This window comes from Thalassoroseus sp., assembly GCF_984380535.1.
Genome location: NZ_CFHRBF010000001.1, coordinates 52,438 through 77,708 on the forward strand (window position 1 = coordinate 52,438; position 25,271 = coordinate 77,708).

The window sequence follows — 25,271 nt, forward strand, 5'->3', positions numbered from 1 at the left end:
TTGGAAAAAATGGAAACTAGAAGTCGCAGATTTCTACGCTTGCCACTTCAGAAAAACAATTCCCAAAGGCGGCAAGGTCAAGTTGATTGAGTTCGAGCGGCCATGATAAGGAATGCGAGCCGATTCCACGCCGCCCAGATTGCCGTGTCCGCTCCCGCCGTGTTCGGTTGCATCGCTATTGAGGATCTCTTGCCAAAATCCAGCTTTCGGGACCCCGACGCGATAGTCATAACGCGGGACGGGTGTGAAGTTCGCAACCACGACGACTTGATCTTCCGGCTGACTTCCCTTCCGCAGAAAACTCAAGACGCTGCACTGTGAATCGTTCGCATCGATCCATTCGAAACCCTGTGGTTCACAATCCAGTTCATGCAACGCCGGTTCGCCTCGGTAGTACCCGTTGAGCGAACTCACCCACCGCTGAATACCAGCGTGTTCGGTCTGTGCGAGCAAATCCCATTGAACTTGTCCGTCATGTTGCCATTCGCTCCATTGACCAACTTCCGCCCCCATGAACAACAACTTCTTGCCCGGCTGTGCATACATGTAGCCGTATAGCAAACGAAGGTTAGCAAACTTCTGCCAGTCATCGCCGGGCATTTTGCCAAGCAACGAACCTTTGCCGTGTACGACTTCGTCATGCGAAAGCGGCATGACGTAATTTTCATTGAAGGCGTAAACCGTGCGGAACGTCAACTCGCCATGATGATACTTGCGGTGAATCGGTTCGTGATCCAAATACCGCAGCGTGTCGTGCATCCAGCCCATGTCCCACTTCATCCCGAAGCCCAGACCACCCAGGTGAGCCGGTCGAGAGACCATCGGCCAAGCCGTCGATTCCTCCGCAATCGTCTGCGTATCCGGGAACCGTTCGTAGACGCTGCGATTGAGTTGTCGCAGGAAGCTGATCGCTTCGAGATTTTCCCGGCCGCCGAACTCGTTGGGAATCCATTCGCCTTCTTTGCGAGAGTAATCCAAGTAAAGCATGCTGGCGACGGCATCAACACGCAACGCGTCGATGTGGTATTCCTTGAGCCAGAAAATGGCGTTTGAGAGCAGGAAGCTTCGAACCTCGTTACGTCCAAAATTGAAAATGTACGATTTCCAATCCGGATGGAAACCCTGACGGGGGTCGGCATGTTCGTAGAGGTGGGTACCGTCGAAGTAACCCAGGCCATGTTCGTCATTCGGGAAGTGTGACGGCACCCAGTCGAGAATTACGCCAATTCCATTTTGATGTAGCGTATCGACCAGGTATTTGAAGTCTTGCGGCGTGCCGTACCGACTGGTCGGCGCGTAATACCCCGTGCCCTGGTATCCCCAAGAGCCGAAGAACGGGTGCTCGACGGCGGGCATGAACTCGACATGGGTAAAGTTCAGTTTCTTGCAGTGCTCAGAAAGTTGGTCGGCTAACTCTCGATAACTCAGCGAACGCCAACCATCTTCCGCGACCCGTTTCCACGAGCCCAGGTGGACTTCGTAGATCGACATCGGTGCCGTCAACGAATTCCGACCGCCACGATACTGAAGATACTCGTCGTCATTCCATTCGTACGACAAGTCCCAGACGATGGACGCCGTCTTCGGTGCGACTTCGAAGAACGTGCCGAATGGGTCGGCTTTGTCAACTTTGTAGTCGTTGACGCGTGACTCGATGTGGTACTTGTAGAGTGTGCCGTTACCGACGCCGGCGATGAAGCCTTCCCAAATTCCGGAACTTCCACGCGGGCGAAGTTCATGGCTGGTTTTGTTCCAATCGTTGAACATTCCGACCACGGAGACGCTTTTCGCATCGGGCGCCCACACCGCGAAATAGACGCCGGAGACACCTTTGTGTTCGATGAGGTGGGCACCGAGTTTCTCGTCAAGATCGAGGTGCGTGCCTTCATTGAAGAGGTGGATGTCATCATCGGACAGCAACGATACATCGTAACGTACGGGGGTGGCGGTTGTGGTTGAACTCATGATTTCCTTCGCCGGTCATTCCTTAAATAATTACTGATTGAGCGGTGCTTGTGTCGCTCGCAGATGGTCGATCCGTCTGAGGGATTCAGCGATCGCCGGATCGTTCGAGAACTCTTCGAATGAGCGTCGGGCACGCCGTCGCCAGTTGGGGCGAACATCGCCGGTGGTTCCCGGCACGTTTTGGGGTTTGGTTTCGAGAAACAAGTCTTCTTGGTTGATGATGAGAAACTCCGCCGGACTTGCAGCAAAGAACTCGTGCAACGCTTGAATGACCTCGGCAGCACTTACGCTAGCATCGTCGTCCGGCCAAGCCGGTTCGGGGATCGGTCGTTTGCCTCGCATCCACCGCACGAGTTGGAGTTTCAAGTCCTCTCGTTCGTGTTGTTCGCGGGTGACTGTCTCTGCATCGATGAGGCCGAGATCATGACGGTCCAAGATATCTTCCCCCTCCCACCAAGCGGCGAAAGGTGGCATATCATGCGTGTTGATACATGTGATGCACCCAGCAGGCACACGACCGATCAAGTCTTCTTGATTGCTTTGTAGTTGGTACTGCAGCACAAACATCTGAGCCACGCCGTGTCGTTCGAGAGCCTCGTTGACTCCCGGTGGCACGGTTCCCAGATTCTCACCGATCACACATGCTTCGTGCCGATGTGACTCGACCGCCAATACTGCATACCACTCCTCCGGTCGATAACGCACATAGGCCCCATCCGAAGCCGGAACCCCCTCGGGAATCCAGTACAGTCGATGCAGACACATTACATGATCAATTCGCAGTTGCCGGGAAAACTGCATATGGTGATGCAGATAGTCGCGGACATGGCGATAACATTCGTCGCGGAGACGTTCCGGATGCTGCGGCGCAAATCCCCAGTTTTGGCCTTTGGTAAACATCATGTCGGGCGGTGCGCCAATGTGGGCACCATTCGCATACACATGTTGACAACGCCAAACGTCGTAACCATCCGGCCGCACACCAAGCGGCAAATCGAGGTACAACCCCGTGCCGGTTGCTTCCGCGGCAACGGAAAGATGAGCCAACTGCTCGGTCGCCACAAATTGAGCATAAAGGTGATAGCGGAAGCGTTTTTCATCGTAGTCCGCTTCGCTCAGATGCCCATTGCGTTGTGCCTCGTCCCAATCCGTCCAAGACTTCCGTGTGGTTTCCTGAGTGGCACGAAATCGGGCATAGTCATCAAGCAGAACATGCGACTCCCGTCGTTGCATCAGTTCCTTGTAACGTTCGCCTTCTTCTCGGAATACCTTCTCGGCCAAAATCTCTAGCACTTCCCGCTTGAGGGCCATCAGCTCTCGGTAGTCGACGAGTTCCGCCTCGCGAAGCGTTTGCAGGCGGTCTTGAAAGGCTGGCGACTCAACAAGCGCTTTCGCTTCGGGACATTCCTGATAGTCGGGAATTGCAGGAATATCGAGGTAAATCTCATTCCAAAACAATCGACTGACCGGCGCATACGGACTGGGATCACAAGGGTCATCGAGGTAACTGGAGAGCAGGGGAAGGGACCCCGTCATTCCTCCACCATGCCCACCCGACCATTCCGCCATTCGTTCCAAATCGGAAAATGCTCCGGCTCCCCAGAAGTCCTTGGTGATCAAAGAATAGACCGGCAAAAACACACCCCACACATGGGACTTCTTGGCATCCGGGCGGTCAGTTGGTGCAAAACATTTTTGCGGTGCGTGAATGATTTGCGTGGTCCATGTGTGATCGTCGACCTTGAGATGCAAGTTGTGATAGCCGAACGGAAGGTCGATATCGAGCACCAATGTTCGCGCAGCATACCCATCCGGAAGCGTATCGTCGTAGAAGTCGGGGTCCTGACTCCAGTTCACATCTCTTGGAGCCAACGTCGAAAGTTCGACCGTGTCCAAAATCGTTTTCTCGAACTCGGTGATGATCGTCACACGAGCGGTCTTTTCGAGCAACGATTCTGGCAAAGTGAACCGTGCTTTCAGTGGTTCGTTCTCCCAAACGACCGTGACCGTTGGCAGACCTTGCTCTGCGAGTTTGCGTCGTTTTTCCGCCAGCAATGGCACCGCATCTTCGGACGTGGCGACCTGCGCACCAAGAGCGTTCAGAACCGCCAACAGCGACTTCTCGGAAACATGTTGTATCTCTCCGCCGACGTCCATATAGGAAAGTTGCACGCCGAAGATGGCGGCGAGTTGTTCCAAGACAGGTCGTTCGGCGAGCGGTGTTTTTGAGGTGGACATGCAAAGAGTCGCAAAATAAGTCGGGAAAAATCCGTCGTTAAGGGTTCAAGAATCCGTTTTGAAGCTCAGTGGCCTTGTCGTTTAATCCATAAGCGGGTTTATGCATCCAGAAGATTGATGATGGCGACGAGCGGAATTTGGACCCAATCGGGTCGGTTATTCAACTCATAACCGAGTTCGTAAATCGCTTTTTCCAAGATGTACGCATCGAGCAAGATTTGTAGCCCGTCGTCGGATTCTGGCAAGAAGTCGCCGGTGGTTGCCGATGCCAGGTAACTCTTCAAATAGGCCGTAACGCACCAAGCATACCAGAATTCCATCCAACGTTCAGCGATGTCGCCGGCTTCGGGTCCGGTCGGACCGCCTGGCACTTGACCGAAGCGAGCTGCGAAAGACGCATAGTGCAGCGAGCGAATCATGCCCGCGACATCTTTCAGCGGCGTTTGCTTGATTTTGCGTTCGCCGATCGTGCGGTCCGGTTCGCCTTCGAAATCGATGATGACGAAGTCGCGTCCCGTGTAGAGAACTTGCCCGAGGTGATAGTCACCGTGACAGCGAATTCGCTGGGCAGAAATCTTTGTTTCGGCAACTGCCTTATAGCGGTTCATCAACTCCGCTTCCGAGTCCAACACGCGATCCGCGAGTGGTTGTAAGTCTCCACTAAGACTCCCGCGTTGCTTCTTCAATAACGCCAGGACCTTTCGCACGCCGGCTCGCATCGATTGATACAAGCTCCGCTGGTAAAGCTTCGTGAATCCTTCGGGTGCAAACGCGGGATTACTCCGATTCGATGCAAGTGCCAAATGCATTTCGGCAGTGCGTTGTCCGAGTTGCTCGACGCTCTGCAAATACGGTGAAATGAGGTCGTGAGCAAGTACGGGAATTTCTTTTCGCGTCGATTGCAAAAGTTTGCCACGTGGAAGGGTCGGTTTGACTCCAGTCGTCTCGACGGCCGCCGATTGAAGTCGTTCGTAATAGCGACCGAGTTCATCGAGCGTGTACACCCAGGCATCACCTTCGTTCGGAACGAAACCTTGCATGATGGCTAAGGTCATCGCATCATCTCGGCCGCCCTCGAATTCCAAAGCCCCGGCTAGGGGTGCGACGGGTGCTCGGAATTCGTACTCGGAACTCGTATTGAACTCGGAAAGGAAACGTGAGATTTCCAAATCAGGATTGACGCCCGGCGCGATCTTTCGGAACAACTTCAGAATCATTTTGTCCCCGAAGATTGCCGACGTATTGCTCTGCTGACCGCCATGCACTGACGGTTCTGGAGTCTCGCTGAGACGAGCACTCAGGGCGGTGAATTGCTCAGTCGCGACTCCCCGGAATTCGCCGCGATCGGTCGCGAGAATTTGTTGACCTCCAATATGGGTGAACAGCGGTTGCCAAAACTCCGACTCCCAGACCGCTTCGCAGAGGGTGCGAGTTTCGCCGGTTTTGGTGTTTTCCACTTCGACCAATTTCGCACGTGGATGATCGCCAGTGATGTTCCGGGCTCGCTCTGCGTTGGCGAAGATCAACGGAAGCATATAGCGTTCGGATTCGCCCTCGGTATATTCTACCCGCACAACAACGACGGCGATTGGCTCTGCTTGCGAGTCTCCAAGCGGAATCGAGTCTTCAATCTTGACGGCTTGAATCGTCCGAGCTTTCCCACCGAACCACCGGTGTCGCGGCAACCATTTCGCTAATGCGTTTTCAAACGCTCCCGGTTTTGTTTTCGTGAAAACGGTGGTCCAGTCACTCGAAATACGCAAAGGCGGTGTCTGGTCGTTTCCAGTTTCGTCGGCTTCGTTGTCTTTCCAACTTAGCTGGAACCAATAGAACCCATACGGTCCGAGTGACAAGAAATACGGCAGCTCTCCGATCGGTGGGAAATTCGTCTTCCCGAACAACTCGGTCGGCGTGCGTCCACGAAAACGTGAGAGGTCCAACTCGGCACACTGAGTGAAACGAGATAGATTAGCCACCACCAAAATCGTTTCGTCTTCCGACTCGCGAATGTACGCTAAGACTTTGGAATTCTCAGGCTGAAGAAATTCCAGGCTGCCGCGTCCAAATACATGGTGATCTCGTCGCAAGTGAATGATCCGTCGCATCCACCACAATTGAGAGTGCGGGCTATTGGCTTCGACTTCGACGTTGATGCTCTGATAGTGATATTCGGTATCAATGATGACCGGCAGATAAAGTCGTTGCGGATTGCATTGTGAGAACCCTGCGTTGCGGTCGGGACTCCATTGCATCGGCGTGCGAACACCGTCGCGGTCGCCGAGGAAGATATTGTCTCCCATACCCAACTCGTCGCCATAGTAAATGACGGGAGTTCCGGGCAGCGACAACAGCAAACCGTTCATCAACTCGATTTTACGCCGATCGTTCCGCAATAGGGGCGCAAGCCGACGGCGAATTCCCAGGTTCACGCGAGCACGGGGGTCTTCCGCATATGCGCGATACATATAATCGCGTTCCTCATCGGTAACCATTTCCAGCGTCAACTCATCATGATTTCGCAGGAAAATGGCCCATTGCGAAGTCGCTGGCAACTCCGGCGTTTGCTCGAGAATATCAATAATCGGAAACCGGTCTTCCCGCTCGACCGCCATGTACAATCGCGGCATCAACGGGAAGTGAAAGTTCATTTGGCATTCGTCGCCGTCACCGTCACCGAAATACGCAGCGGCATCTTCAGGCCATTGGTTTGCCTCCGCGAGCAACATTCGATCGCCGTACTTTTCGTCGACGTGGGCACGCAGCGATTTCAAAAATTGATGAGTTTTCGGCAAGTTCTCGCAGTTCGTACCTTCTTCTTCGAAGAGATACGGGATGGCATCCAACCGCAAGCCGTCGACTCCCATGTCCAGCCAGAAATCGACGGCATCGAACATCGCCTGTTGCACAGCCGGGTTTTCGAAGTTCAAATCGGGCTGATGTGAATAAAACCGATGCCAGAAATACGCATTTGCAACCGGGTCCCAAGTCCAGTTCGAGGACTCGAAGTCTTGGAAAATGATTCGGGCGTCTTGGTAGCGGTCCGGGTTGTCAGACCACACGTAATAATCCCGCCAGGGACTACCGGGTTTCGCTTGTCGGGATTTTTGGAACCACTCGTGCTGATCGGACGTGTGGTTCATCACCATCTCGGTGATAACGCGAATGCCTCGGTCGTGGGCGGCATCGAGAAACCCCCGAAAGTCCCGCAGCGTGCCGTAATTCGGGTGCACACCGCGATAGTCGGACATGTCATATCCGCCGTCGCGAAGCGGAGACGGAAAGAACGGCAACAACCAAATCGCAGTGACACCCAACTCTTGAATGTAGTCGAGCTTGGAGGTCAGCCCACGAAAATCACCGATGCCATCCCCATTACTATCAGCGAACGCCCGGACATGAATCTGATAGATCAGGGCGTCTTTGTACCATTGAGCTTGTTCGGTAGTCGGTTGCGTCTCGGTTTGACGGGGCATGGAGTTGGTTCAGTTTGAGGGGTTGTCGCGAGTATGGTCTGAAAATCGACTTCGTGTTTGTTTCAGGGCTCGTGTCAAAAGCAACCAACGCCAATTAAGACTTTCGGTTGCAGAAATCTATTCGCGGCCGATGCCACACTAAGAGTAAAAATGCGGGTCAGTTTCCGAGTGCACATCGCTGCGAACTCGAAACACATGAGAAGACGTGATATGCGGATTGAGTTCCACATAGTTCCGCGAACCCTGCCACATGTAACGATTGCCACTAAGCAAGTCATGCACTTGGAACGGTCGCGTGGGATCGATTCGCAGGTCTTCCAACGGAAGCGTGACGAATCCTGACTGTTTATACCGAGGATCGAGATTCACAACCGTCAACAATAGTTCGCTGCCATCGTCTGTGCTTTTCGCATACGCAATGAGTTGGTCGTTGTCGACCGGATAGAACTCCAAGTTCTCATTGGATTGCAAACACCGGAACTCTTTGCGAATCGTGTTCAGACGGCTGATGAATTCCCGCAGACTGCCCGGATGATTCAAGTCGTCGTGGCGGACTTGGTATTTTTCGGAGTCGAGGTACTCCTCGCTCCCGGGCTTTACCGGGGTGCTGTGTTGCAGTTCGAATGCCGGACCGTACATGCCGTAGTTCGCGGTGAGCGTAGCTGCAAGTGTCACACGAGCCTGAAACGCCGGCTTCCCGCCCGTCTGCAGATACTCCGTGAGAATATCCGGCGTGTTCGGCCAGAAGTTCGGCCGGAAATACTCGGAGACTTCCGTTTTCGTCAGTTCGGTCATGTACTCGGTCAGTTCGGCCTTGGTGTTTCGCCATGCGAAATAGGTGTAGGACTGATTGAAGCCGAACTTCGCGAGTTGCTCCATGATCCGCGGGCGTGTGAACGCCTCAGCGAGGAAAATGATATCGGGGTGCTCTTTGTGAATCTCTGTGATACACCAATGCCAAAACGGCAGTGGTTTCGTGTGCGGATTATCCACACGGAAGATACGAACTCCCCGTTCGATCCAGAACAAGAACACACTTTTCAATTCGTTCCAGAGGTTCTGCCAGTCTTCACATTCGAAGTGAAACGGGTAGATGTCCTGATATTTTTTCGGCGGATTCTCCGCGTATTGGATGGTGCCATCGGGCCGACTTTTGAACCAATCTGGGTGCTCTTTCACATATGGATGGTCCGGCGAACATTGAAACGCGATATCCAAAGCGACCTGAATCCCATGATCGTTCGCGATGCCCACGAACCGCTGAAAGTCGGACATCGATCCTAAATCAGGATGAATCGACTTATGTCCGCCGTCTTTCGAACCGATCGCCCACGGACTGCCCACATCGCCGGGTTCCGCGGTAACCGAGTTGTTCCGCCCTTTGCGAAACTTGTCACCAATCGGGTGAATCGGCGGGAGATAGACAACATCGAAGCCCATATTCGCCACATAGGCCAAACGATCCGCCGCGGTGCGGAAGTTCCCGTGCTGCCCTTCAGGCCCCGTCGAGCGGGGAAAAAACTCATACCAAGAACTGAACTCTGCCCGCTTGCAATCGACCTTGACTCGCAACTCCCGACCAGACCGCACAGCGAACCGCCGTTCAGAGTGCTTGAGCATCAACGCTTCCAACTCCGCCTGCTCACAGATCGCATCCGGATTCTGAGCGGCCTCGGAACTCGTTAGTCGTTTTGCCCAATCGGCGAGCAATTCGCCATCTGCCCCTGTGACTCGTTTCGCGGTTTCCTCGACATAGCCCGCCCCGATTGCCAAATCCACTTCAACATTTTGGCCGGCGGCAACGCGTTTCTTGAGATCCTGAAACCACGTCTCGAAGTGATCGATCCAAGCCAGAAGGTCGTACTCGTACAACCCCAATTCATCTACGGTGAATGTAGCGTGCCAACGATCGTTGTGGGTGGCGACCAAGGGAACTTCCAGCCAAGTATCCGCACCGACCTCACGGTATTGCAACATGCCGGAGATGCGGTCGTGACCGTCAGTGAAGATGTTGGCCTCCACACGAACGACGTCACCCTGGACACGCTTGACTGGATACCGTCCGCCGTCGAGTTGTGGTGTCACTCCCGTGATAATCACACGGCTCCGCCCCCGTTCCGGCAACGTCATAGATGGCCTCAATTCGTAGTTGTCTCGTTCAATGTACTTAGCACGCCGAATGTCGCTCACGCAGCAATCACGTAATTATGCAATCCACGTGCCGATATTTCGCCGCCGAACACCGCGACAGATGAACGAACTTAACCCGAATTGTCAAGTAACTCAAACCGCGCAAATTCCAACCGGGCTGGTTGCTCGGGAACCAACTGTTTAAGTCAGCGCGGTTGTCCTTACCGTCGCGGTGGTCGATATTTCGGTTTCGGGCGAAGCAAGTAGCCGACGACGGCCAAGACCGAAAGAATGGGAATCATCACACGCGGACGTTGTGCGACGGCTGCGACCATCAGCAGCCCACCGATAAACTGCCAAGGTGAGACACCCGCCCATGCGGCATCTCGCTGTTTTGTCGGTAACGCGAGCCAGAACGCTCCCAAAAGTAGTCCGACACGCACAAACGCCCCCGACCACATCAACGTGCGTGATTCCTGATCGGCATCGACGAAGAAAAATAAGTAGCCCGCAGCCAACAGACACGCGATCGACAGTAGTCCGACCAGAGTCCGATTGACGGGAATCTTAGAATCGCTCATGACGGCGGATTATCGACCGCGAGCACACGAAAACGCAAGTTGGTCTGACCGACGATTCGCAAGATTCACTCAAGCTGCTTTCGCAGATCTGTTTTCGAGACCGCGAACAGCCTGCAGCATTTCCCGGCAACTTGCCTGCCAATCGGGCCAATGATAACCAACCAGCCGCGTTCTCAATTCGTCGACCGTCCGACGATCAGCGAGCACACGGGCCAGCGAACGGGAATCATTCGCCGGGAAAAAGCACGTCCATTCGCCACCGACTTCCCGATGAACCGGCACATCACTGGCAATCACGGGGCACGTTCGGCTCAGGGCTTCCACGATCGGCAGGTTGAATCCTTCCGCGTTGGACGCTGTGACCATCGCCGTCGCGTGTCGGTAGCAGAAGTCGAGCTCGCCGTCGTGCAGATCATCGAACCAGAACAATCGCCGACCGAGTTCCTGATGAGATCGAATCCGCTCGACCAATTCCTCAGCGTCCCACCCCTCACCGCCGACAATCACTAGTTTTGTATCAGCCGCGTGTGGGGGCAATTGGTCGAATGCATCAAGCAACAGGGACACGTTTTTCCGAGGCGAAAGCGTGCCGACAGCTAGATATGTTGTTGATTCCGCTGTGAAAAGTGTCTGAAGCGATTCGCGGATCGGAGAACTCGCCTGAGCCCCATCAAGTTCCATTCCCAGCCGAAAATACTCAATCTGTGGCCGCGCCCCAGACGGGAGAACCGTGAGCACGTCTTTCGAAACGGCCTGAGTGGAACACAAGAGAAAGTCAGCGGACCGACAGGCGGACAGCCACCAACGTCGAAAAACATCAATAGTGTGTGCCGGGTAGAATTGGGGAAACGTCAGCGGCAGCACGTCATGAATTACGAACCCAACTTTCGCCCCCTGGCTCCGGGCGGTTTCCAAATCCGACCAATATGGCGACTTCCATGTGCCGTCTAACATCAGAATCACGTCGCCCGACTGAACCGTGAGACATTGCCCAGAGCCACGTCGCAGCGATGTCTGTAGCCAATCCTGCGTTTGCCGCCGCACCAAGTCCGCCCGCTGCGCAACACGTAATAGCCTCATGTGCTTGAGCATCGTCTTCACACGTCGCACGGTATTCCGCGGAGACGCAGTGTTCGCAGGTGACTGACCACTGCGAACGGGCAGCCCTTCGATCTCGACCAGTCCCTGTCGCGAGTCATAAACAATCGGCTGACAGGAAACACCAACCTCTGGCCCAATCGTTCGCGATGCATTCACCAGATTGCGAACCACACGTTGAATTCCCGTGTGCCAGTCCTGTTGATGCGTGGCGGTACACTCTAAATAAATACGCATAGCGGTCCCGTTTTCCTGTCGAATTATGCAGCGGCGCGTCTCGAACTTGGGGGAGCGATCGCATCCGACTGCAACGCTTTTTCATAGGTCAAAAGCGTGAGCTCCGCCGTCCTTTGCCAGCGAAACTGCTTCTCCCGATCCAAACCCGCTTGGCGAAGACGGGACAGCTTACTGGCACTTTCAACGGTCGACTCGATGGCCGATCGAATGGAATCGACGTCTGTTGCATCGAAATAAACGCCGGCTCCACCGACAACTTCAGGGATCGACGCTGCATCGGAGGTGATTACCGGACAGCCACATCCCATTGCCTCCAACGGCGGCAACCCAAACCCCTCGTAACACGATGGGTAAACAAATGCCGTTGCCCCGTGATATGCTGCCGCCAAAGCCGTGTCATCTCCCGCAGTCACAGACACCGAATCGGAGACGCCTAAGGTTGCCAACAATTCCTGCTCCGTGCGGGAAAACACTCCGCCGCCGAAGCAAAGAATTTCGAATTCGCGACGAAGAAAACGCGACTCCGCAAACGCTCTGACGAGCGTCACCCAATTCTTATATCCACCCCGAGCGCCGACATAGAGCAAATACGGTTTCGATCGCTGAACGACACTCGTCCCGCGAACGTCATCGAGCGTCGAGCTGACCATCCGGTTGCCATGAGGGATTACATCGACAACTTCCGGGTCGAGATCGTAAAAGTTGACGATATCGCGTTTCGTGTGTTCCGAAACTGCTATCACGCGGTTCGCTGCATCCAGAGTTCGTCGCTTGGCGAGCAACAAACCTTTGACTCGCGGGTGACTTCGGTTCCAGAACAACTCCGGCATAACGTCGTGAGCCGTGGCAATCAAACACGCAGCCCCGTTCGGCGACGAGAACGAATAGTAGGTATGGTGGACGATTGCCGTCGAGTTCGTTCGTGTCCGCGATCGAAGCCCGAAGTCCGAATTGAGAAACGGAAGCACATGACGTAATACTCGCAGTCGCGGATCGAATTTTCCGGGCAATTCCGTTGTGTCTTGCAGTTCCCGCAAATGTTCGTTGATGTGCCACCGCTGAGAAAGTTCGACATCGACCCGTTCGGCGACCAAGAATTCGCGAATAAGTTCCACGAAGTAGCGGGAAATCCCGCCCACTGACTGCCGGGAAAAAATGTCCGGGGTGTAGACTATGCGCATCAACTTGCTCTTCGACACGTGACGGCTTAACTTCCATGACAGCCATTCATCGGCCTGTTAATTCAACATGGAAAACCGGTCAAGGGCAAAGTGGCCCCCGCAAGTGGAGCAAGATGGAATGGAATTTTCTCCGAACCTTTGCGACACCAAAGGTTTCCAGTTAGAATCTGGCGAAAGACAATCTAGACCGAAGCACAATACACATTCATACATTACTCAGTGTAACGATGACACAACGGCCGAGTGGCGGAATAGGCAGACGCGTCGGACTTAAAATCCGGTGAGGGTAAACCTCGTGCGGGTTCAAGTCCCGCCTCGGCCATTACTTACGTCAAGTGACGACAAAACCGGGAATCTGTTCCCACCCAGTTCCCACCATCAACCAATCTTCCCAGCAACGCGTGGAATTGCTGGAACGTGCAAGTCATCGACAGCCGGATTGAGCTTTCGAGCCATCTGAATGTACCCTTGCGTGGTTGCGTAGCTTCGGTGCCGCATCAATTTTTGCAGAGTCTCCGGTGAGACTCGACCTTCATTGTTGGTCGCAAACGCTCGCCGCTCATCGTGGAAGCTGTATAAATGGCAAGCCGGTGTGCAATCCCCGTGGCGTTCCGTACCGGCGTCAGGGCAGGGAAGATGAATCCCCGCTGCCGTCTGGATGCGTTCCAAGTCGAAATACAATGCCCGTCGGTGACGGTCCCACGAGAACACTAACGAGTCGAACGATCGGAGCGGTTCGAGATGCTCGATCACAATTGGATGAAGCCGGACAGTTTCGTCTCGCTTGCCCTTGTTGTTCGCCGCCCGTGTGATGGCCGTACCGGTTTCCAAATCGACGTCATCCCATCGAAGTGACAACAATTCGCCGAGTCGCCAACCACACATGTACGCCATCGTGAGCAACGCCCGCCACCATTGCTCCGGTGTGACCGATAAACCGCCAGGCCTAGCCGCCTCGCTACAGTGATTGTACATCGCCACGAAATGTTCTTCAGTCACGTAGTTCTTGTGCCGCTCCGGTTGTGGAAGCGGCCCGAGTGATTACGTCCGGCGTGGGTTGGTTGGCGGGTCGATGTTGAGAAGCAACAAAAAAAACGGACAACCGAATGGTTGCCCGCTTTGCGAGAATGATCTGCTAGCCGCTTGAAACACTAGACCGCTTACAGTCCGCTTTTCTGTTCGCTCCGCCGACGTCGTGCAGCTACGATGCCCATGATGCTCGCACCGATGCCGAAGAGGGACATTGATGCGGGTTCGGGAACGGCTGTTGCTGAATATGCGACCTCGTCAAATACAAGGCCATCGAAAGACGTGCTTGTGGGGTTTGTTTGGAATGTGATCGACTGAAATGGCGTTGCAGCGATGAAACCGAAGAACTGGACAGCCCCATTACCTGCTGGCGGACCAGTTTCGCTCGCTTCGCCGCCCGATGTCATGACAACAAACGGTGGTCCCTCTAGGTCGCGGATATCGGTTCCGAATTCAGAAATTGCGTACTGAAATGTAAAAGTTAGGCTCCTACCTGGTTGAAGGTCGGCTAACAAATACCGAGTACCAGCAGTCGGAGCACGACTGGAAGTTATGCCATCACTAACACCAAAGCGTTGAAACGAAGAACCTCCAGGGCTAACAAAGAATGTGGCTTCGAAATCATCGAAAGTCCGACTGCTTGTCCCCGAGGTCAAACCAATTGGATGACTCTCGAAACCCTCCGTTTTTACTTGACCGCTCGCAGCCAGAAAATCCGAGCGGTCATAGAACACCATACCACCCTCAGCTACTTCTTGTAAAAGTATGCCAGTAGACAGCGTCACGATCGCCATGGTCCAGATTCTCATTGACGCTACTTTCTGATTGTGAAACATATGCGGCTCTTTAGTCTAAAAACTTGTAACATATTGCCAAAAACGTGTTTTCAATTTAGTGAACAAAATAATCACAAACAACCACAGTGAACAAAAAACACGATATTCACGACAACCAAAAAATACTCTTGTCCAGTTACCCGCCGCCCGCAGGTGAACCGTCGCCACTTGCCACGCCGCGACCTCGACGCGCACCACCTGCCAACCGTCCGGTACGTTGTCGCTGAATTCATGATCGCCGCCGCAAATCAACACCGCTGGCGATTCTCCCGCCGCGACGATCCGCCGTACCAATTCATTTTCCTGGCGTTCCATGTCAGCTTCGGTAACGCCTTCGCGGAGAGGATAGCCCGCTTGGTGGATTTCGAGATCCTCAGCCGACATGACCTCGAGTTCTTCACCGTCGATGATCATACGGGCCGCCGCACCCATCTCGGTTGCGTCCGATTCGACGATCGATTCCAGGTCGGGAAAATCTTTGGCTTCCCGCAACGCCACGCGGAGACGATGATAGCCGTCGTCATCGATCAAACCTTCCAACCAAACTCGCTTCACGTCAAGCGACGTCAAAACCATCTGTTGTTCAATCTGAACGTCCGCGATAGTTCGCAGGAACTCGGAATGCAGCAACTCAACTTCCGCGGCGGTCACTTTTGCGGGCAGTTCCTTGCGGAAGTCCTTGATGGAAACGTGGTGCCAGTCGCACACGTGAATCAGCGTCTTCTCACCATCGCCGTAAATCGACACAGAATCGACCACGGGAATGTCTGCGGTGCGGTCAATTAGTGGATCATTCGCAGAACAGCCGACCATCAAAGCGATGAGCAGAATCACACGAGGCATCGAAAATGGTCCGAAGGAACTTCAATCGTAGTGATAGTGCCCGCATTGTGGGCAATACTCGCTCCCACACGTACAAGAATGACGTTCCGGATCAAACACACCGTCAGCCCAAACGCGTGGTTCCGGTTCGGAATACGTTTCCGGTTCCGGTTCGGCACGATCCGCCAACGATTCGGAAACACTTCGCACTGGCGTTGAGGATCCAGGCTCGGCGATGAATCGCTTGCCGCACTTCCGGCATCTGACCTCTCGCCCCTTGGACCGTTCGGAAACGCTGCCGTGATTGCCGCATTCGACACAGGTGATCTCGAAAGTATCCATTGACTGACCTTTCGCAACGCAAAACCTTGAACATTTGATCCTAACCGGTCCCCGTATCGCGTTCAATCCGTTCCCACCCCATTCCCACCAACCCTGCCGACATGCAGCAATTTCAGCCCGACGAGAAAACGCCCAATCCTAGGGAAAACAAGGATTGAGCGTCGTGTGGTGTCGGGTCGAGTCGGCTCACCGCAAACTTAAAATCCGGTGAGGGTAAACCTCGTGCGGGTTCAAGTCCCGCCTCGGCCAATACTTAAACCGTTTTCTCGCAATGACTTGCGGTTTCGGTTACTTCAGGACTCTTTGGGCGGTATTGCTCTAGTTAGTGATACTGTTGATCACGTTCGCTCCAATCGTCTCCGAAATGACGATTGTTGAGGTATTTCACTTCGGTCAGAATCCTCTCGGACCGCACTGGTTGCCTGCTTTCCCAGTTTGCTTTGGTGTGTTTTGCCCTCAAACATTCGACCCGGCTCACCGGTGAATTGCCTGGCCAATCGAACGAAAACGGAAAGCCAAGAACAAAGGGTAGGATCGGTTGGCTAGGTGGATGCAATCAAGGGTTTCTACCCATGCCACTGGCGATCATTCGCTAAGCCAAAGTATGCTCGCGTATCAACTCTTCGTTCTGTCTTCATTCCCGTTCGGATTTTTGTACGGTAGGGCCATATTGATTGAAAAAATGTTCAGATGCAGTTCAAATACGAGCTATCGTTCCCTGAACGCCCATATCCAAAGGTGATTCTCATGAAAGTCTCCTCAAACAAGCGAAATAGCTACGAAGGTCTGATCGATGATCGTTTGGTCCGAGCTCCGACGTCATTGGGTTGAAAATGTTTCGGACGTTTCCGTTCCGGATGTGAAAATCCCAGCACTGCCCGATGTGGCATTGCAGGTTATCCAAGAGGCTTCGGACGGCGGCAACGCTCAGGAACTCGGCACACTCATTTCCCGTGATGCGGGTCTGACCTGCGAACTGCTCAAATTCGTCAATTCTGCGATCCACGGTCTTCGCAATCCGATCGCAACCCCACAGCGAGCTGCAGCAATTCTCGGAACCCGAAAATTGAAGCTGTTTGTTCTGACGACAGCCGTAAATCACTCGACTCGGCACATCAAGAGTCCATTGTTGATGAATCAACGCTTCGCCATGGCGGGGTTAGAACGTGCACTGTTTGCCCGCGAGATTGTGCAACGAAATGGCGGAGATTCGGATTTAGCATTTTCCGCAGGAATCCTCCAAGACTTCATGCTCTTGGCGCTTACAGCCGAGATGCCGGACCAATACATCCGCTTGCTCCAAATTGTGAAGGAGACGCAGCGACCTTTGGTCGAGATCGAACAAGAGGAACTTGGTTGGGATCATGCCCAAGCCGCGAGCCAAGTGATGGCCGGCTGGGGTTTTCCTGATGACCTTATTGTGTGTGTGCGGTTGCACCATGAGTGGGATTGGATGTGGGAATCTCGACGAATGGGTGATTGCGAAGCCATCGCTGTCGGCCTGGCTGGTCTGCTACCGGAAGTCCTGGGGCAAGTTCCGAACGGAATCGCTCGACTGAAAGAAATGGAACAAGATTGTTTCTCCGGCGATTTACCAACGTTCGCAGCTACGGTTGCCACTCAACTCCAGCAACTGTCGCCTAATCACCACGGCCACGTCCCGCTTGCCGAGCAACTTCGCAGAATGCCGTAACAAATGAGCGAATTCTAAACGATGGCCGATCTGCCAACATTGCAGATTGACATACCGACGCTCAGATTTGCTGCTATCGAACACCGCCGAGAGTAAAGAACCTAAGCCGCTACCCACTTGGGAGTAGCTCGAAATGGTGTGTTTCCGGCCCTCTGATTGCTATTGATGCGTTCATGGTTTCGGGGATCACCTTAAAACGTGCGTCTAGACGAACAACTCTGTTACCGGTATGCCACCATCTGTGATTGGTACAGGACGGTTGTTTGAGGTGTAGAGTTCTTCGCGGGTGTCGATTTGCATTGCATGGCACATGGTGGCGAACAAGTCGGGCACGGAGACGGGGCGGTCGACGATTTCGGTGCACAGTTCGTCGGTTGTGCCGATGGCTTGGCCCGTCTTGAGGCCGCCGCCGGCGAGTGTCACGGTGAACGCCTTCCCCTGGTGACCGCGTCCGCCGCCCCCATCAAATTTCGAGGGGCGTCCAAACTCGGTGTTGACAACGATCAACGTCTTATCGAGCAGTTTGCGTTTCTCCAGGTCCAGAACCAAGGTTGCCAGAGCGGAGTCGAGTTCCTGGATCAGCAAGTGTTGCTTCTTTTGCCCATCATTGTGCGTATCCCAACCGGTGCCGTTGACGAAGTTCAAATTGTGCGAGACCTCGACGAACCGCGTGCCGGCTTCAATCAATCGACGAGCCAGCAAACACCGCTGACCAAATTCCCCACCGTACTCGGTCCGCAGGGAACTATCTTCCCGGTCTAGGTCGAAGACTTTCATGAAGTCTGGACCAGATAGCCGAAGTGCTTCCGTAATCGCATCGTCGTAGCCGGCGACTTTTCGATCGCCTGCAGACTTGCGACGGTTCGCTTTCCGCACAGTCTCTAACAATCTTTCGCGGCGTTGTTGTCGGGTCTCGTCAATACCGATCGGTCGTGACAAACCCGCGGGCCCCTGAGATGTATCCGTCAAATACACATAGCCCGCAGAGGCCCCTAGAAATCCGGGACCGCGGGTGACGTTGGGATAACCGATCAACACATACGCGGGTACGCCGTCACCGGCAGCCCCCCGTTTATGAGCAATGATCGAGCCGATCGACGGATAAACGATCGTTCCACTCGTCCGGCGACCGGTGTGCATCCGGTTTGTTGCGGCGGCGTGTTCGTCGATCACGTCGTGATGAACCGATCGGATCGGATTGAAACGATCGAGAATCGGAGCACACTTCGAGAGATGCTCACAAACCTCGACCCCCGAAATGGCGGTCTTGATGCTCGGGTAGTACGATCCCGGCTTTTTCGTCTTTGCATCGCCAAGACGTTTCGGATCCCAGGTATCGACTTGGCAAGCACCGCCGCCGAGCCAAACCATAATGCAGTGTTCCGCTTGACCAGTCGGCAAATTGATCGCGGGCGATTCCATCGCGTTCAGCACACTCGGCAATGCGGTTGCAGCAGCAATGCCTGCGGTCGAGGATTGAAGAAACTCACGGCGTGTGGACATGGATTTCGATTTTCTTGCCAAAGTCTAATGAGATGATTCGCACATTCCGCCCGGCTCGTGCGGCAAAGAACTACGGAATGAAAATGAATTCCGGGGTATTGATCACCGACCACAGGAGATCTTCCGCTCGCATTCGCCAATCGGCGTTCAGTCGCGGCGTCGGGGGATCGCCGGCTGCAACGGCTTTCTGCAGGTCGATCATGACGGAGTTCGCGTCTTCACTGAGATGATTCGACCATGAAACACCACGATTGTACGGACGTTGAGGAACAGTCACGTCGTCGGAGACTTGACGAATCCGATTCGCAAAACCGTCTTGAAGGAGCTGCTGGAACGTCGTTCGTTCTTCCGTTGTAGGTTGTCGCGTCAGACTGCGAAGATAGATCGCGTCGATCAGTTCGTCCACCGATATATTCTGCAATGCCAGTTCGGTGAAAGCACTATCGGGAGACATCGACGTGAACCGTCGGCCGATGACGCCATTGGCGAGAATTCCCGGTTGCAAGACGGTCGGTTGAACATTCCGATTCGTAACGGGTTCGGCTCGCGATGGCCGCCAACCGAAGGTTTTCAGCAGGTCCGTGAAACCCTGAGCCATCGGCAACGACAAACTAGGCCGGTCACGTTCGTTCGATAGCGAGGCAAATTCCCAAGCTCGACGAGGCGATCCGAAATTCACGAACGTCGACCCGCTCTGGGCACTGTCTGGATCAAGTGTCAAAAGCCCCGCGTGCAGATCTTTCCCACACGCCACGAACAGGGAATCCAGAATCTGCTCCGCAGACATCTGTCGCCTAAAAGGACCGGCAAACAGATACGGTTCTTCGACTCGTCCACCGTGAGCCTGACGCTGATAGGTGTGCGAGTTAAGAATGAGCCGAGCAACATGCTTGAGGTCATAGCCGGAAAGCACCAATTCTCGCGCGAGGTAATTCAGCAGCTCGGGGTGAGATGGCTCGGCGTCTTGCCAATCATCGACGGGATCAATGATTCCTCGACCGAGATAGCGTTGCCAAAGTCGATTGACGATGACTTCAGCGAAGCGTTCGTTTTCGGGAGAGTTCACGAACTCCGCCACTTGTGTTCGCGTATCCGAACCGGCTCGTGACAAGTCGCCGTCTAGGCCCTGGGTGGTCAACTCAACAAACGGCCATTCGGGTTGAATCTTTTCACCGGGAGCAATCGTGACTTGAACAATCAGATTTTCCAACTCGTCGGGAGTGCCCGGGATCCTGCTGGTTGCCGGAACCGATTGGGGTTTGCGGGCCAACATGGCGGCTAAGTTGAAGAGATCGCGTTGTTCAAAATCATGAAATGGTGCGTCATGACACCGCGCGCATTTCATCTCCAAGCCGAGAAACGCTTGGCCGATGACGTGTGCTTTCGCAGCCATGGGAACATCATTCTGCGTGGCCAACTCGAACCCGTTCGGCCCTCCGCCGAGCCGACTGCCTTCCATGCGAATCAGTTCGGTCGCGAAACGGTCGAACGGCTTGTTGTCGTAGAATGATTCATGAATCCAGAACCGGAACGGACCCGTGTTGTTGAGAGTTGGCTTGAGTAAACTTGGGTTCTCCGCCAACACATCTTGCCAATAGGCGACCCAATGGTCCGCCCAACCGGGGTGTTCTAACAGTCGATCGATTGCATTCGCCCGACGTTCGCCAGATTGGTCCGCCTCAAACGCTGCGATCTGTTCGGGCGTTGGAATTGTGCCAATGACGTCGAGCGAAACTCGTCGAAGGAATGCCAAGTCGTCAAGTAACGGAGCCGGTGTTTCGCCGGCTGCGTGGAGCCGATGGTTGATGAACTGATCGATTTCGTTGTGCGTCTGTTCCGGCCAGTGAATCGCTGGGACATTGGAGGCGGGTTTCGATTCCCATACGAACTTCGCATGCGCATGGCGTTGACGCCAGTATTCGTTTTCTTCGCGTCCGGCTATCTGTCGACGCTTGGCGTTGAGTGCGATCATCTCCATTTGATTCGCACGCCGAAAAGCCAGCCAACCTTCATCGGTCAATGGAAAACCGTTCGATTCTTTCGGACTCACAACCACGAACTCACCCGGGGACCGTTCCAAACTTACTGAGGTTTCCCCAAGTTCGGCCCGCTTCTTCTTCCCACCGAGAAACAACTCTAGCTTCAGAGTGTGCGGTTTCCCGTCGCCTTCAATCGTCGTGACGACTTCATTGTCACCGACTTGCAAGGGACGAAGGCTGTCAGTTTTCAGCACGGAGACATCGCGTATTCGACCATGTCCACCGGAGTTGATCGTATGAAACGGAGCCTGGGCAACTTGTCGTCCGTCGATCCAAAGTCGTGCGCCATTTCGTGCTCGCAGCAAGAGCCGGTGCTCGCCCTTCGGCAGCACGACCCGTCCGGTCGCTTGCAGCAGAAGTGGGCTCGTCCGGTCCGTGATCAGTCCTTGGGAGTTGTACTTCTTTGGAATCGCAGTCAATGCAAACGCATCAATGGTGTAGCTGTCCTGCGGTTTCGATTCCAAGCCGTCCCAGCCGTAACGATCGGGTATCCCCTCGGTAATCTGAACGAACACCTTGCCATCAGGAATTGTCACTTCTGGAACGAACTGATCGAGCGACAACTTGGAAAACCGAGCTGCAACGGCTTCCGTTTTCAATGCGTGACGGTAAATCGCGAGCTGTGCCAAACGACCTTGGAACGTGCTAGATGGATTCGGTCCCATCGCCGAACCGATCCAAAGTTGATCGTTGTCAACGACTGGCGGAAGTGTCGTCTTTCCGCCCAAGTCCCACTGACCTTTCACAGCCTGACCGTCAATAAAACCGGCCAAACTGTCCGGTTCACCAAAGGTGTATGTGCAAGCGACATGATGCCAACCACTACCAACGACGAACCCGCGATCGGAAGTCCAACGGTGAAATTGCGATCCTTTGCCTACGGAATGAAACAGAAAACTGAGCCGGGCAGTGCCTCCCACCCTCGTCAGTCGCAATGCATAGTTCAGGTTATTCCGTGAAAAGCCTTCACGATGAGTCCGCCCCTTGCAGACGATGTGGGCGTGCTGGCCTTCGGGAATAGAAGTCGGATTGACCCAAGCCTCGACTGTCAACGTATCCCCATTCTCGAAATCGAGCACGCTCTGATCTCCGGGGTCTTCGACTTTCAGCCCGCCGGTCCCGGTGATTGCCACGGCGGATGTCTTCGACGAGAACGCCGGAAACTGCGGTGGACGTGGACCGGCTTGGTCTAAACGTACGCTTCCAGACTTCTCCGCGGGAAGCTTCTCGATCCGATCAACAATGTTTGTGGAGTGACCAAAAACCCAGAACAACGATGGGGAGTCTGCAAGCAACCCGTTCGGATATTTCGATTCTGTCGTCTCGGCCCACGCTGGATACGCTTGGGCGAAGACAGTTTGCGATGTGACGACGACGCAAAGAACTAGAAGACAGACGGGAAAGTTTTTGGAACGCGGCATGGACTCAGTTCTGTCGAGTGGAACTTGGAAGGCATCATGGTCCGTTGATGTAATGTACTAACGCGCAATACACGGCGTCAACGCGACGTTCTCCATTCATGAAATGTCCTCTGGATTCTTCGCAGATTCGATCGGATTGCGAAAACAATCGTGGTCGCAACAAAAACCGCGATCCGCTTTTGGATTTGACCGGTTACCAGAAAGTGGTAAACTTATGGATGGCGACGATTTCGACGAAATTGTCGTTCTCGCCTCGAAGACCTACCTCCACCAGCCGAACCCCCATTCGGCGACAATCGCATCTTGCCGGTTGCCCCCATGAAAACATATTCACTCACCCTCGCAGTATTCGGTATCGCAAACATTTTGACGGTGTCTGTCTACGCTGATGATCTGTCGGTCGGACAGCAAATCTACCGGCAGCAATGCGCCGACTGTCATGGTGAGCGTGGCGAAGGTGTCTCCGGGGCGTACGAACAGCAGCTTATTGGTGATCGTCCTGTCGCGGAACTGGCGGAGCTCATCAGCAAAACGATGCCCGAGGGTTCGCCAAAGGACTGCGTCGGTGCCGAGGCGACGGAAGTGGCCAAGTATATCTACGAAGAGTTTTACTCGCCCGCGGCTCAAATGCGAAATGAACCGCCGCGTATTGCGTTCTCTCGGCTGACGGTTCGCCAATACGAGAATTCCGTCGCGGATCTCATTGCACAATTCACAGGTCGCGGTACCTGGAACGAGAAACTGGGACTCCACGGTGAGTATTTCGCCGATGCCCGGTTCCGACGCGATAAGCGGAAAATCGACCGAACCGATGATGTAGTGGACTTTCAATTCGGCGATGGAACACCATTCGAAGCGAACGAGAAGGACGACAACGCCAAGACGGACGATCAGAAAAAAGACAAAGAGACCGAGTTTTCCGCGAAGTGGAGCGGAGCCGTCTTGGCCCGTGAAACGGGGGATTACGAGTTCATCGTCCACACCGAAAACGGCATGAAGCTGTGGGTCAATGACAACGAGACACCCTTGATCGATGCTTGGGTGAAGTCCGGCAATGATACGGAGTACCGCGGCACCATCCGTCTGCTCGGTGGTCGGGCATACCCGTTGCGATTGGAATGGTTCAAGTCGAAACGCGGTGAGACGGCTTCTGTGTCGCTCCATTGGAAACCGCCGCACCAAACGGAGGAAGTCATTCCGAAGCGGAATCTTTCGCCGAATTGGTTTCCAGAGACGTTCGTACTGACGACTCCGTTTCCGCCGGATGATAGCAGTATCGGTTACGAACGTGGGAATTCCATTTCGAAAGCCTGGGACCAGGCGAAGACAAACGCCGCTATCGAAGTAGCAGGTTATGTCATGCGAAATCTCGATCGGTTTGCGAAAACGAAAGCCGACGCGAAAGACCGATCGCAAAAGCTCAAAGACTTTGCGACACGGTTTGTCGAATCCGCCTTCCGTCGCCCGTTGACCGATGAACTCCGAAAGATCGTCATCGATCGACAATTCGAAGAAACCAATGACGATGCGACCGCCGTCAAACGTGTCGTCTTGTTGACGCTCCTTTCTCCGCGTTTCCTCTACCGGGAATATGGCTGGGGAGAATTTGACTCTTACGCGACCGCATCTTGGCTATCGTTCGGTTTGTGGGATTCTATCCCCGACGATCAGTTGCTCAGTGCAGCGGCGAAAGGGCAGTTGCAAACGCGACAACAAATCGCATCACAAGCTCGTCGAATGGTCAACGACATTCGCACAAAGGCAAAACTTGCGGAGTTCTTCCGGCAATGGCTCGGGGTCAATCGCTTCCATGATGTTGGCAAAGACGACAAGCACTTTCCGGATTTCGACGAAATAATCTTGTCCGATCTGCGAACGAGCTTGGAGCTGTCGGTCGAAGACGTCGCTTGGAACGGAAACAGCGATTTTCGCCAATTGTTGAAAACGGACCAAGTATTCCTGAACGGTCGACTCGCTAAGTTCTACGGTGTCGATTTGCCTGCCGACGCTCCTTTCCAAAAGGTCTCGTTCGAACCGGAGAAACGATCGGGCGTCCTTACTCATCCATTTATGCTGACAGGACTGGCGTATTACACCGAATCCTCACCGATTCACCGTGGAGTGTTTCTCTCGCGAAGTGTACTCGGTCGATTCTTGAAACCGCCGCCAATTGCGGTCAGTCCGCTTGCACCGGATTTGCACCCCGACCTCACCACCCGTGAACGCACGAAAATGCAGACGAGCCCGGCTCAATGCCAATCGTGTCACGTAATGATCAATTCCTTGGGATTCTCGTTGGAACATTTCGATGCCGTTGGTCGATACCGTGAAGAGGAGAAACAACAACCGATCGACGCTAGCGGTTCTTACCGAACGACTTCCGGCGAAATCGTTCAGTTCAACGGTGCCCGGGAGTTGGGAGATTTTCTCGCCAATAGCCAAGAAGTGCAGGCCGCTTTCACTGAGCAGCTGTTTAATTACTTCAATAAACAGCCGGTCCAAGCATTTGGAGCCGGTCAGATGGAGCACTTGCGGAAATCTTTCGTCGACCAGGAATTCAGTATTCGGGAAGCCCTAGTGGAGTCGGTGACATCCTCTGTGCTGACTGCACGCGAGTCTACGACAACCGCGGCTAACGATTGACCTCACTTGACTTTAATAACTCCCCTCTTAGGATTTTGAT

Annotated in this window: 14 protein-coding genes and 2 tRNA genes; 4 read left to right on the forward strand and 12 right to left on the reverse strand. The window is 54.1% G+C overall.

The features are described from left to right. Nucleotides 1-33: 33 nt before the first annotated feature. From glgB to AC5DDB_RS00230, 7 genes are all read right to left on the reverse strand, one after another. Nucleotides 34-1,965 (reverse strand): 1,4-alpha-glucan branching protein GlgB, encoded by a 1,932-nt coding sequence (glgB, locus tag AC5DDB_RS00200; RefSeq protein ID WP_491737645.1) that lies wholly within the window; start codon nt 1,963-1,965, stop codon nt 34-36. Between the two features lie 30 nt (nt 1,966-1,995). Further along, complete coding sequence (malQ, locus tag AC5DDB_RS00205) at nt 1,996-4,203, reverse strand: 4-alpha-glucanotransferase (protein ID WP_491737646.1); 2,208 nt, start codon at nt 4,201-4,203, stop codon at nt 1,996-1,998. Nucleotides 4,204-4,301: 98 nt separating this feature from the next. Continuing rightward, nucleotides 4,302-7,676, reverse strand: coding sequence for a maltose alpha-D-glucosyltransferase (gene treS, locus AC5DDB_RS00210; RefSeq protein WP_491737647.1), 3,375 nt, complete (start codon nt 7,674-7,676; stop codon nt 4,302-4,304). A gap of 138 nt (nt 7,677-7,814) precedes the next feature. Next, a complete protein-coding gene (locus tag AC5DDB_RS00215; RefSeq protein WP_491737648.1) occupies nt 7,815-9,806 on the reverse strand; it encodes an alpha-1,4-glucan--maltose-1-phosphate maltosyltransferase in 1,992 nt (663 codons plus the stop codon). Nucleotides 9,807-10,027: 221 nt separating this feature from the next. Next, entirely contained in the window at nt 10,028-10,387 is a 360-nt protein-coding gene (locus AC5DDB_RS00220; protein ID WP_491737649.1) for a hypothetical protein, read from the reverse strand. 69 nt (nt 10,388-10,456) lie between these two features. Further along, a complete protein-coding gene (locus AC5DDB_RS00225; RefSeq protein WP_491737650.1) occupies nt 10,457-11,722 on the reverse strand; it encodes a glycosyltransferase family 4 protein in 1,266 nt (421 codons plus the stop codon). Nucleotides 11,723-11,745: 23 nt separating this feature from the next. Next, nucleotides 11,746-12,903: a glycosyltransferase family 4 protein gene (locus tag AC5DDB_RS00230; RefSeq protein WP_491737651.1), complete on the reverse strand. Its 1,158-nt coding sequence runs from the start codon at nt 12,901-12,903 to the stop codon at nt 11,746-11,748. A 237-nt stretch (nt 12,904-13,140) separates the two neighbouring features. On the opposite strand from AC5DDB_RS00230, the gene AC5DDB_RS00235 reads away from it, so the two are divergent. Next, nucleotides 13,141-13,225: transfer RNA gene (locus tag AC5DDB_RS00235), tRNA-Leu, on the forward strand. Nucleotides 13,226-13,281: 56 nt separating this feature from the next. Here the strand turns inward: AC5DDB_RS00235 and AC5DDB_RS00240 are convergent. The 3 genes from AC5DDB_RS00240 to AC5DDB_RS00250 form a co-directional block, all read right to left on the reverse strand. Beyond that, nucleotides 13,282-13,902: a tyrosine-type recombinase/integrase gene (locus AC5DDB_RS00240; protein WP_491737652.1), complete on the reverse strand. Its 621-nt coding sequence runs from the start codon at nt 13,900-13,902 to the stop codon at nt 13,282-13,284. A 161-nt stretch (nt 13,903-14,063) separates the two neighbouring features. Further along, a complete protein-coding gene (locus AC5DDB_RS00245) occupies nt 14,064-14,768 on the reverse strand; it encodes a PEP-CTERM sorting domain-containing protein (RefSeq protein WP_491737653.1) in 705 nt (234 codons plus the stop codon). 15 nt (nt 14,769-14,783) lie between these two features. After that, entirely contained in the window at nt 14,784-15,611 is an 828-nt protein-coding gene (locus tag AC5DDB_RS00250) for a hypothetical protein (RefSeq protein ID WP_491737654.1), read from the reverse strand. Nucleotides 15,612-16,106: 495 nt separating this feature from the next. On the opposite strand from AC5DDB_RS00250, the gene AC5DDB_RS00255 reads away from it, so the two are divergent. After that, a tRNA-OTHER gene (locus tag AC5DDB_RS00255) sits at nt 16,107-16,181 on the forward strand. 544 nt (nt 16,182-16,725) lie between these two features. After that, nucleotides 16,726-17,625 carry an HDOD domain-containing protein gene (locus AC5DDB_RS00260; RefSeq protein WP_491737655.1) on the forward strand — a complete coding sequence of 300 codons (900 nt, stop codon included), beginning with the start codon at nt 16,726-16,728 and terminating at the stop codon, nt 17,623-17,625. Nucleotides 17,626-17,829: 204 nt separating this feature from the next. Here the strand turns inward: AC5DDB_RS00260 and AC5DDB_RS00265 are convergent, their stop codons facing one another. Further along, the gene (locus AC5DDB_RS00265; protein WP_491737656.1) at nt 17,830-19,128 is read right to left on the reverse strand and encodes a DUF1501 domain-containing protein; all 1,299 of its coding nucleotides are present in this window, start codon (nt 19,126-19,128) and stop codon (nt 17,830-17,832) included. 70 nt (nt 19,129-19,198) lie between these two features. After that, nucleotides 19,199-22,588 carry a DUF1553 domain-containing protein gene (locus AC5DDB_RS00270; protein ID WP_491737657.1) on the reverse strand — a complete coding sequence of 1,130 codons (3,390 nt, stop codon included), beginning with the start codon at nt 22,586-22,588 and terminating at the stop codon, nt 19,199-19,201. A 318-nt stretch (nt 22,589-22,906) separates the two neighbouring features. Between AC5DDB_RS00270 and AC5DDB_RS00275 the strand changes: the two genes are divergently transcribed. Next, nucleotides 22,907-25,231: a DUF1592 domain-containing protein gene (locus AC5DDB_RS00275; protein ID WP_491737658.1), complete on the forward strand. Its 2,325-nt coding sequence runs from the start codon at nt 22,907-22,909 to the stop codon at nt 25,229-25,231. Nucleotides 25,232-25,271 lie beyond the last annotated feature (40 nt).

What these genes read in the sequence shown, in the direction of transcription:
- AC5DDB_RS00245 (WP_491737653.1), bottom strand. Translation starts at nt 14,768, where the DNA reads ATGTTTCACAATCAGAAAGTAGCGTCAATGAGAATCTGGACCATGGCG.
- AC5DDB_RS00260 (WP_491737655.1), top strand. Translation starts at nt 16,726, where the DNA reads ATGATCGTTTGGTCCGAGCTCCGACGTCATTGGGTTGAAAATGTTTCG.
- AC5DDB_RS00265 (WP_491737656.1), bottom strand. Translation starts at nt 19,128, where the DNA reads ATGTCCACACGCCGTGAGTTTCTTCAATCCTCGACCGCAGGCATTGCT.
- glgB (WP_491737645.1), bottom strand. Translation starts at nt 1,965, where the DNA reads ATGAGTTCAACCACAACCGCCACCCCCGTACGTTACGATGTATCGTTG.
- AC5DDB_RS00220 (WP_491737649.1), bottom strand. Translation starts at nt 10,387, where the DNA reads ATGAGCGATTCTAAGATTCCCGTCAATCGGACTCTGGTCGGACTACTG.
- AC5DDB_RS00275 (WP_491737658.1), top strand. Translation starts at nt 22,907, where the DNA reads ATGAAAACATATTCACTCACCCTCGCAGTATTCGGTATCGCAAACATT.
- AC5DDB_RS00230 (WP_491737651.1), bottom strand. Translation starts at nt 12,903, where the DNA reads ATGCGCATAGTCTACACCCCGGACATTTTTTCCCGGCAGTCAGTGGGC.
- AC5DDB_RS00250 (WP_491737654.1), bottom strand. Translation starts at nt 15,611, where the DNA reads ATGCCTCGTGTGATTCTGCTCATCGCTTTGATGGTCGGCTGTTCTGCG.
- malQ (WP_491737646.1), bottom strand. Translation starts at nt 4,203, where the DNA reads ATGTCCACCTCAAAAACACCGCTCGCCGAACGACCTGTCTTGGAACAA.
- AC5DDB_RS00225 (WP_491737650.1), bottom strand. Translation starts at nt 11,722, where the DNA reads ATGCGTATTTATTTAGAGTGTACCGCCACGCATCAACAGGACTGGCAC.
- AC5DDB_RS00270 (WP_491737657.1), bottom strand. Translation starts at nt 22,588, where the DNA reads ATGCCGCGTTCCAAAAACTTTCCCGTCTGTCTTCTAGTTCTTTGCGTC.
- AC5DDB_RS00215 (WP_491737648.1), bottom strand. Translation starts at nt 9,806, where the DNA reads ATGACGTTGCCGGAACGGGGGCGGAGCCGTGTGATTATCACGGGAGTG.
- treS (WP_491737647.1), bottom strand. Translation starts at nt 7,676, where the DNA reads ATGCCCCGTCAAACCGAGACGCAACCGACTACCGAACAAGCTCAATGG.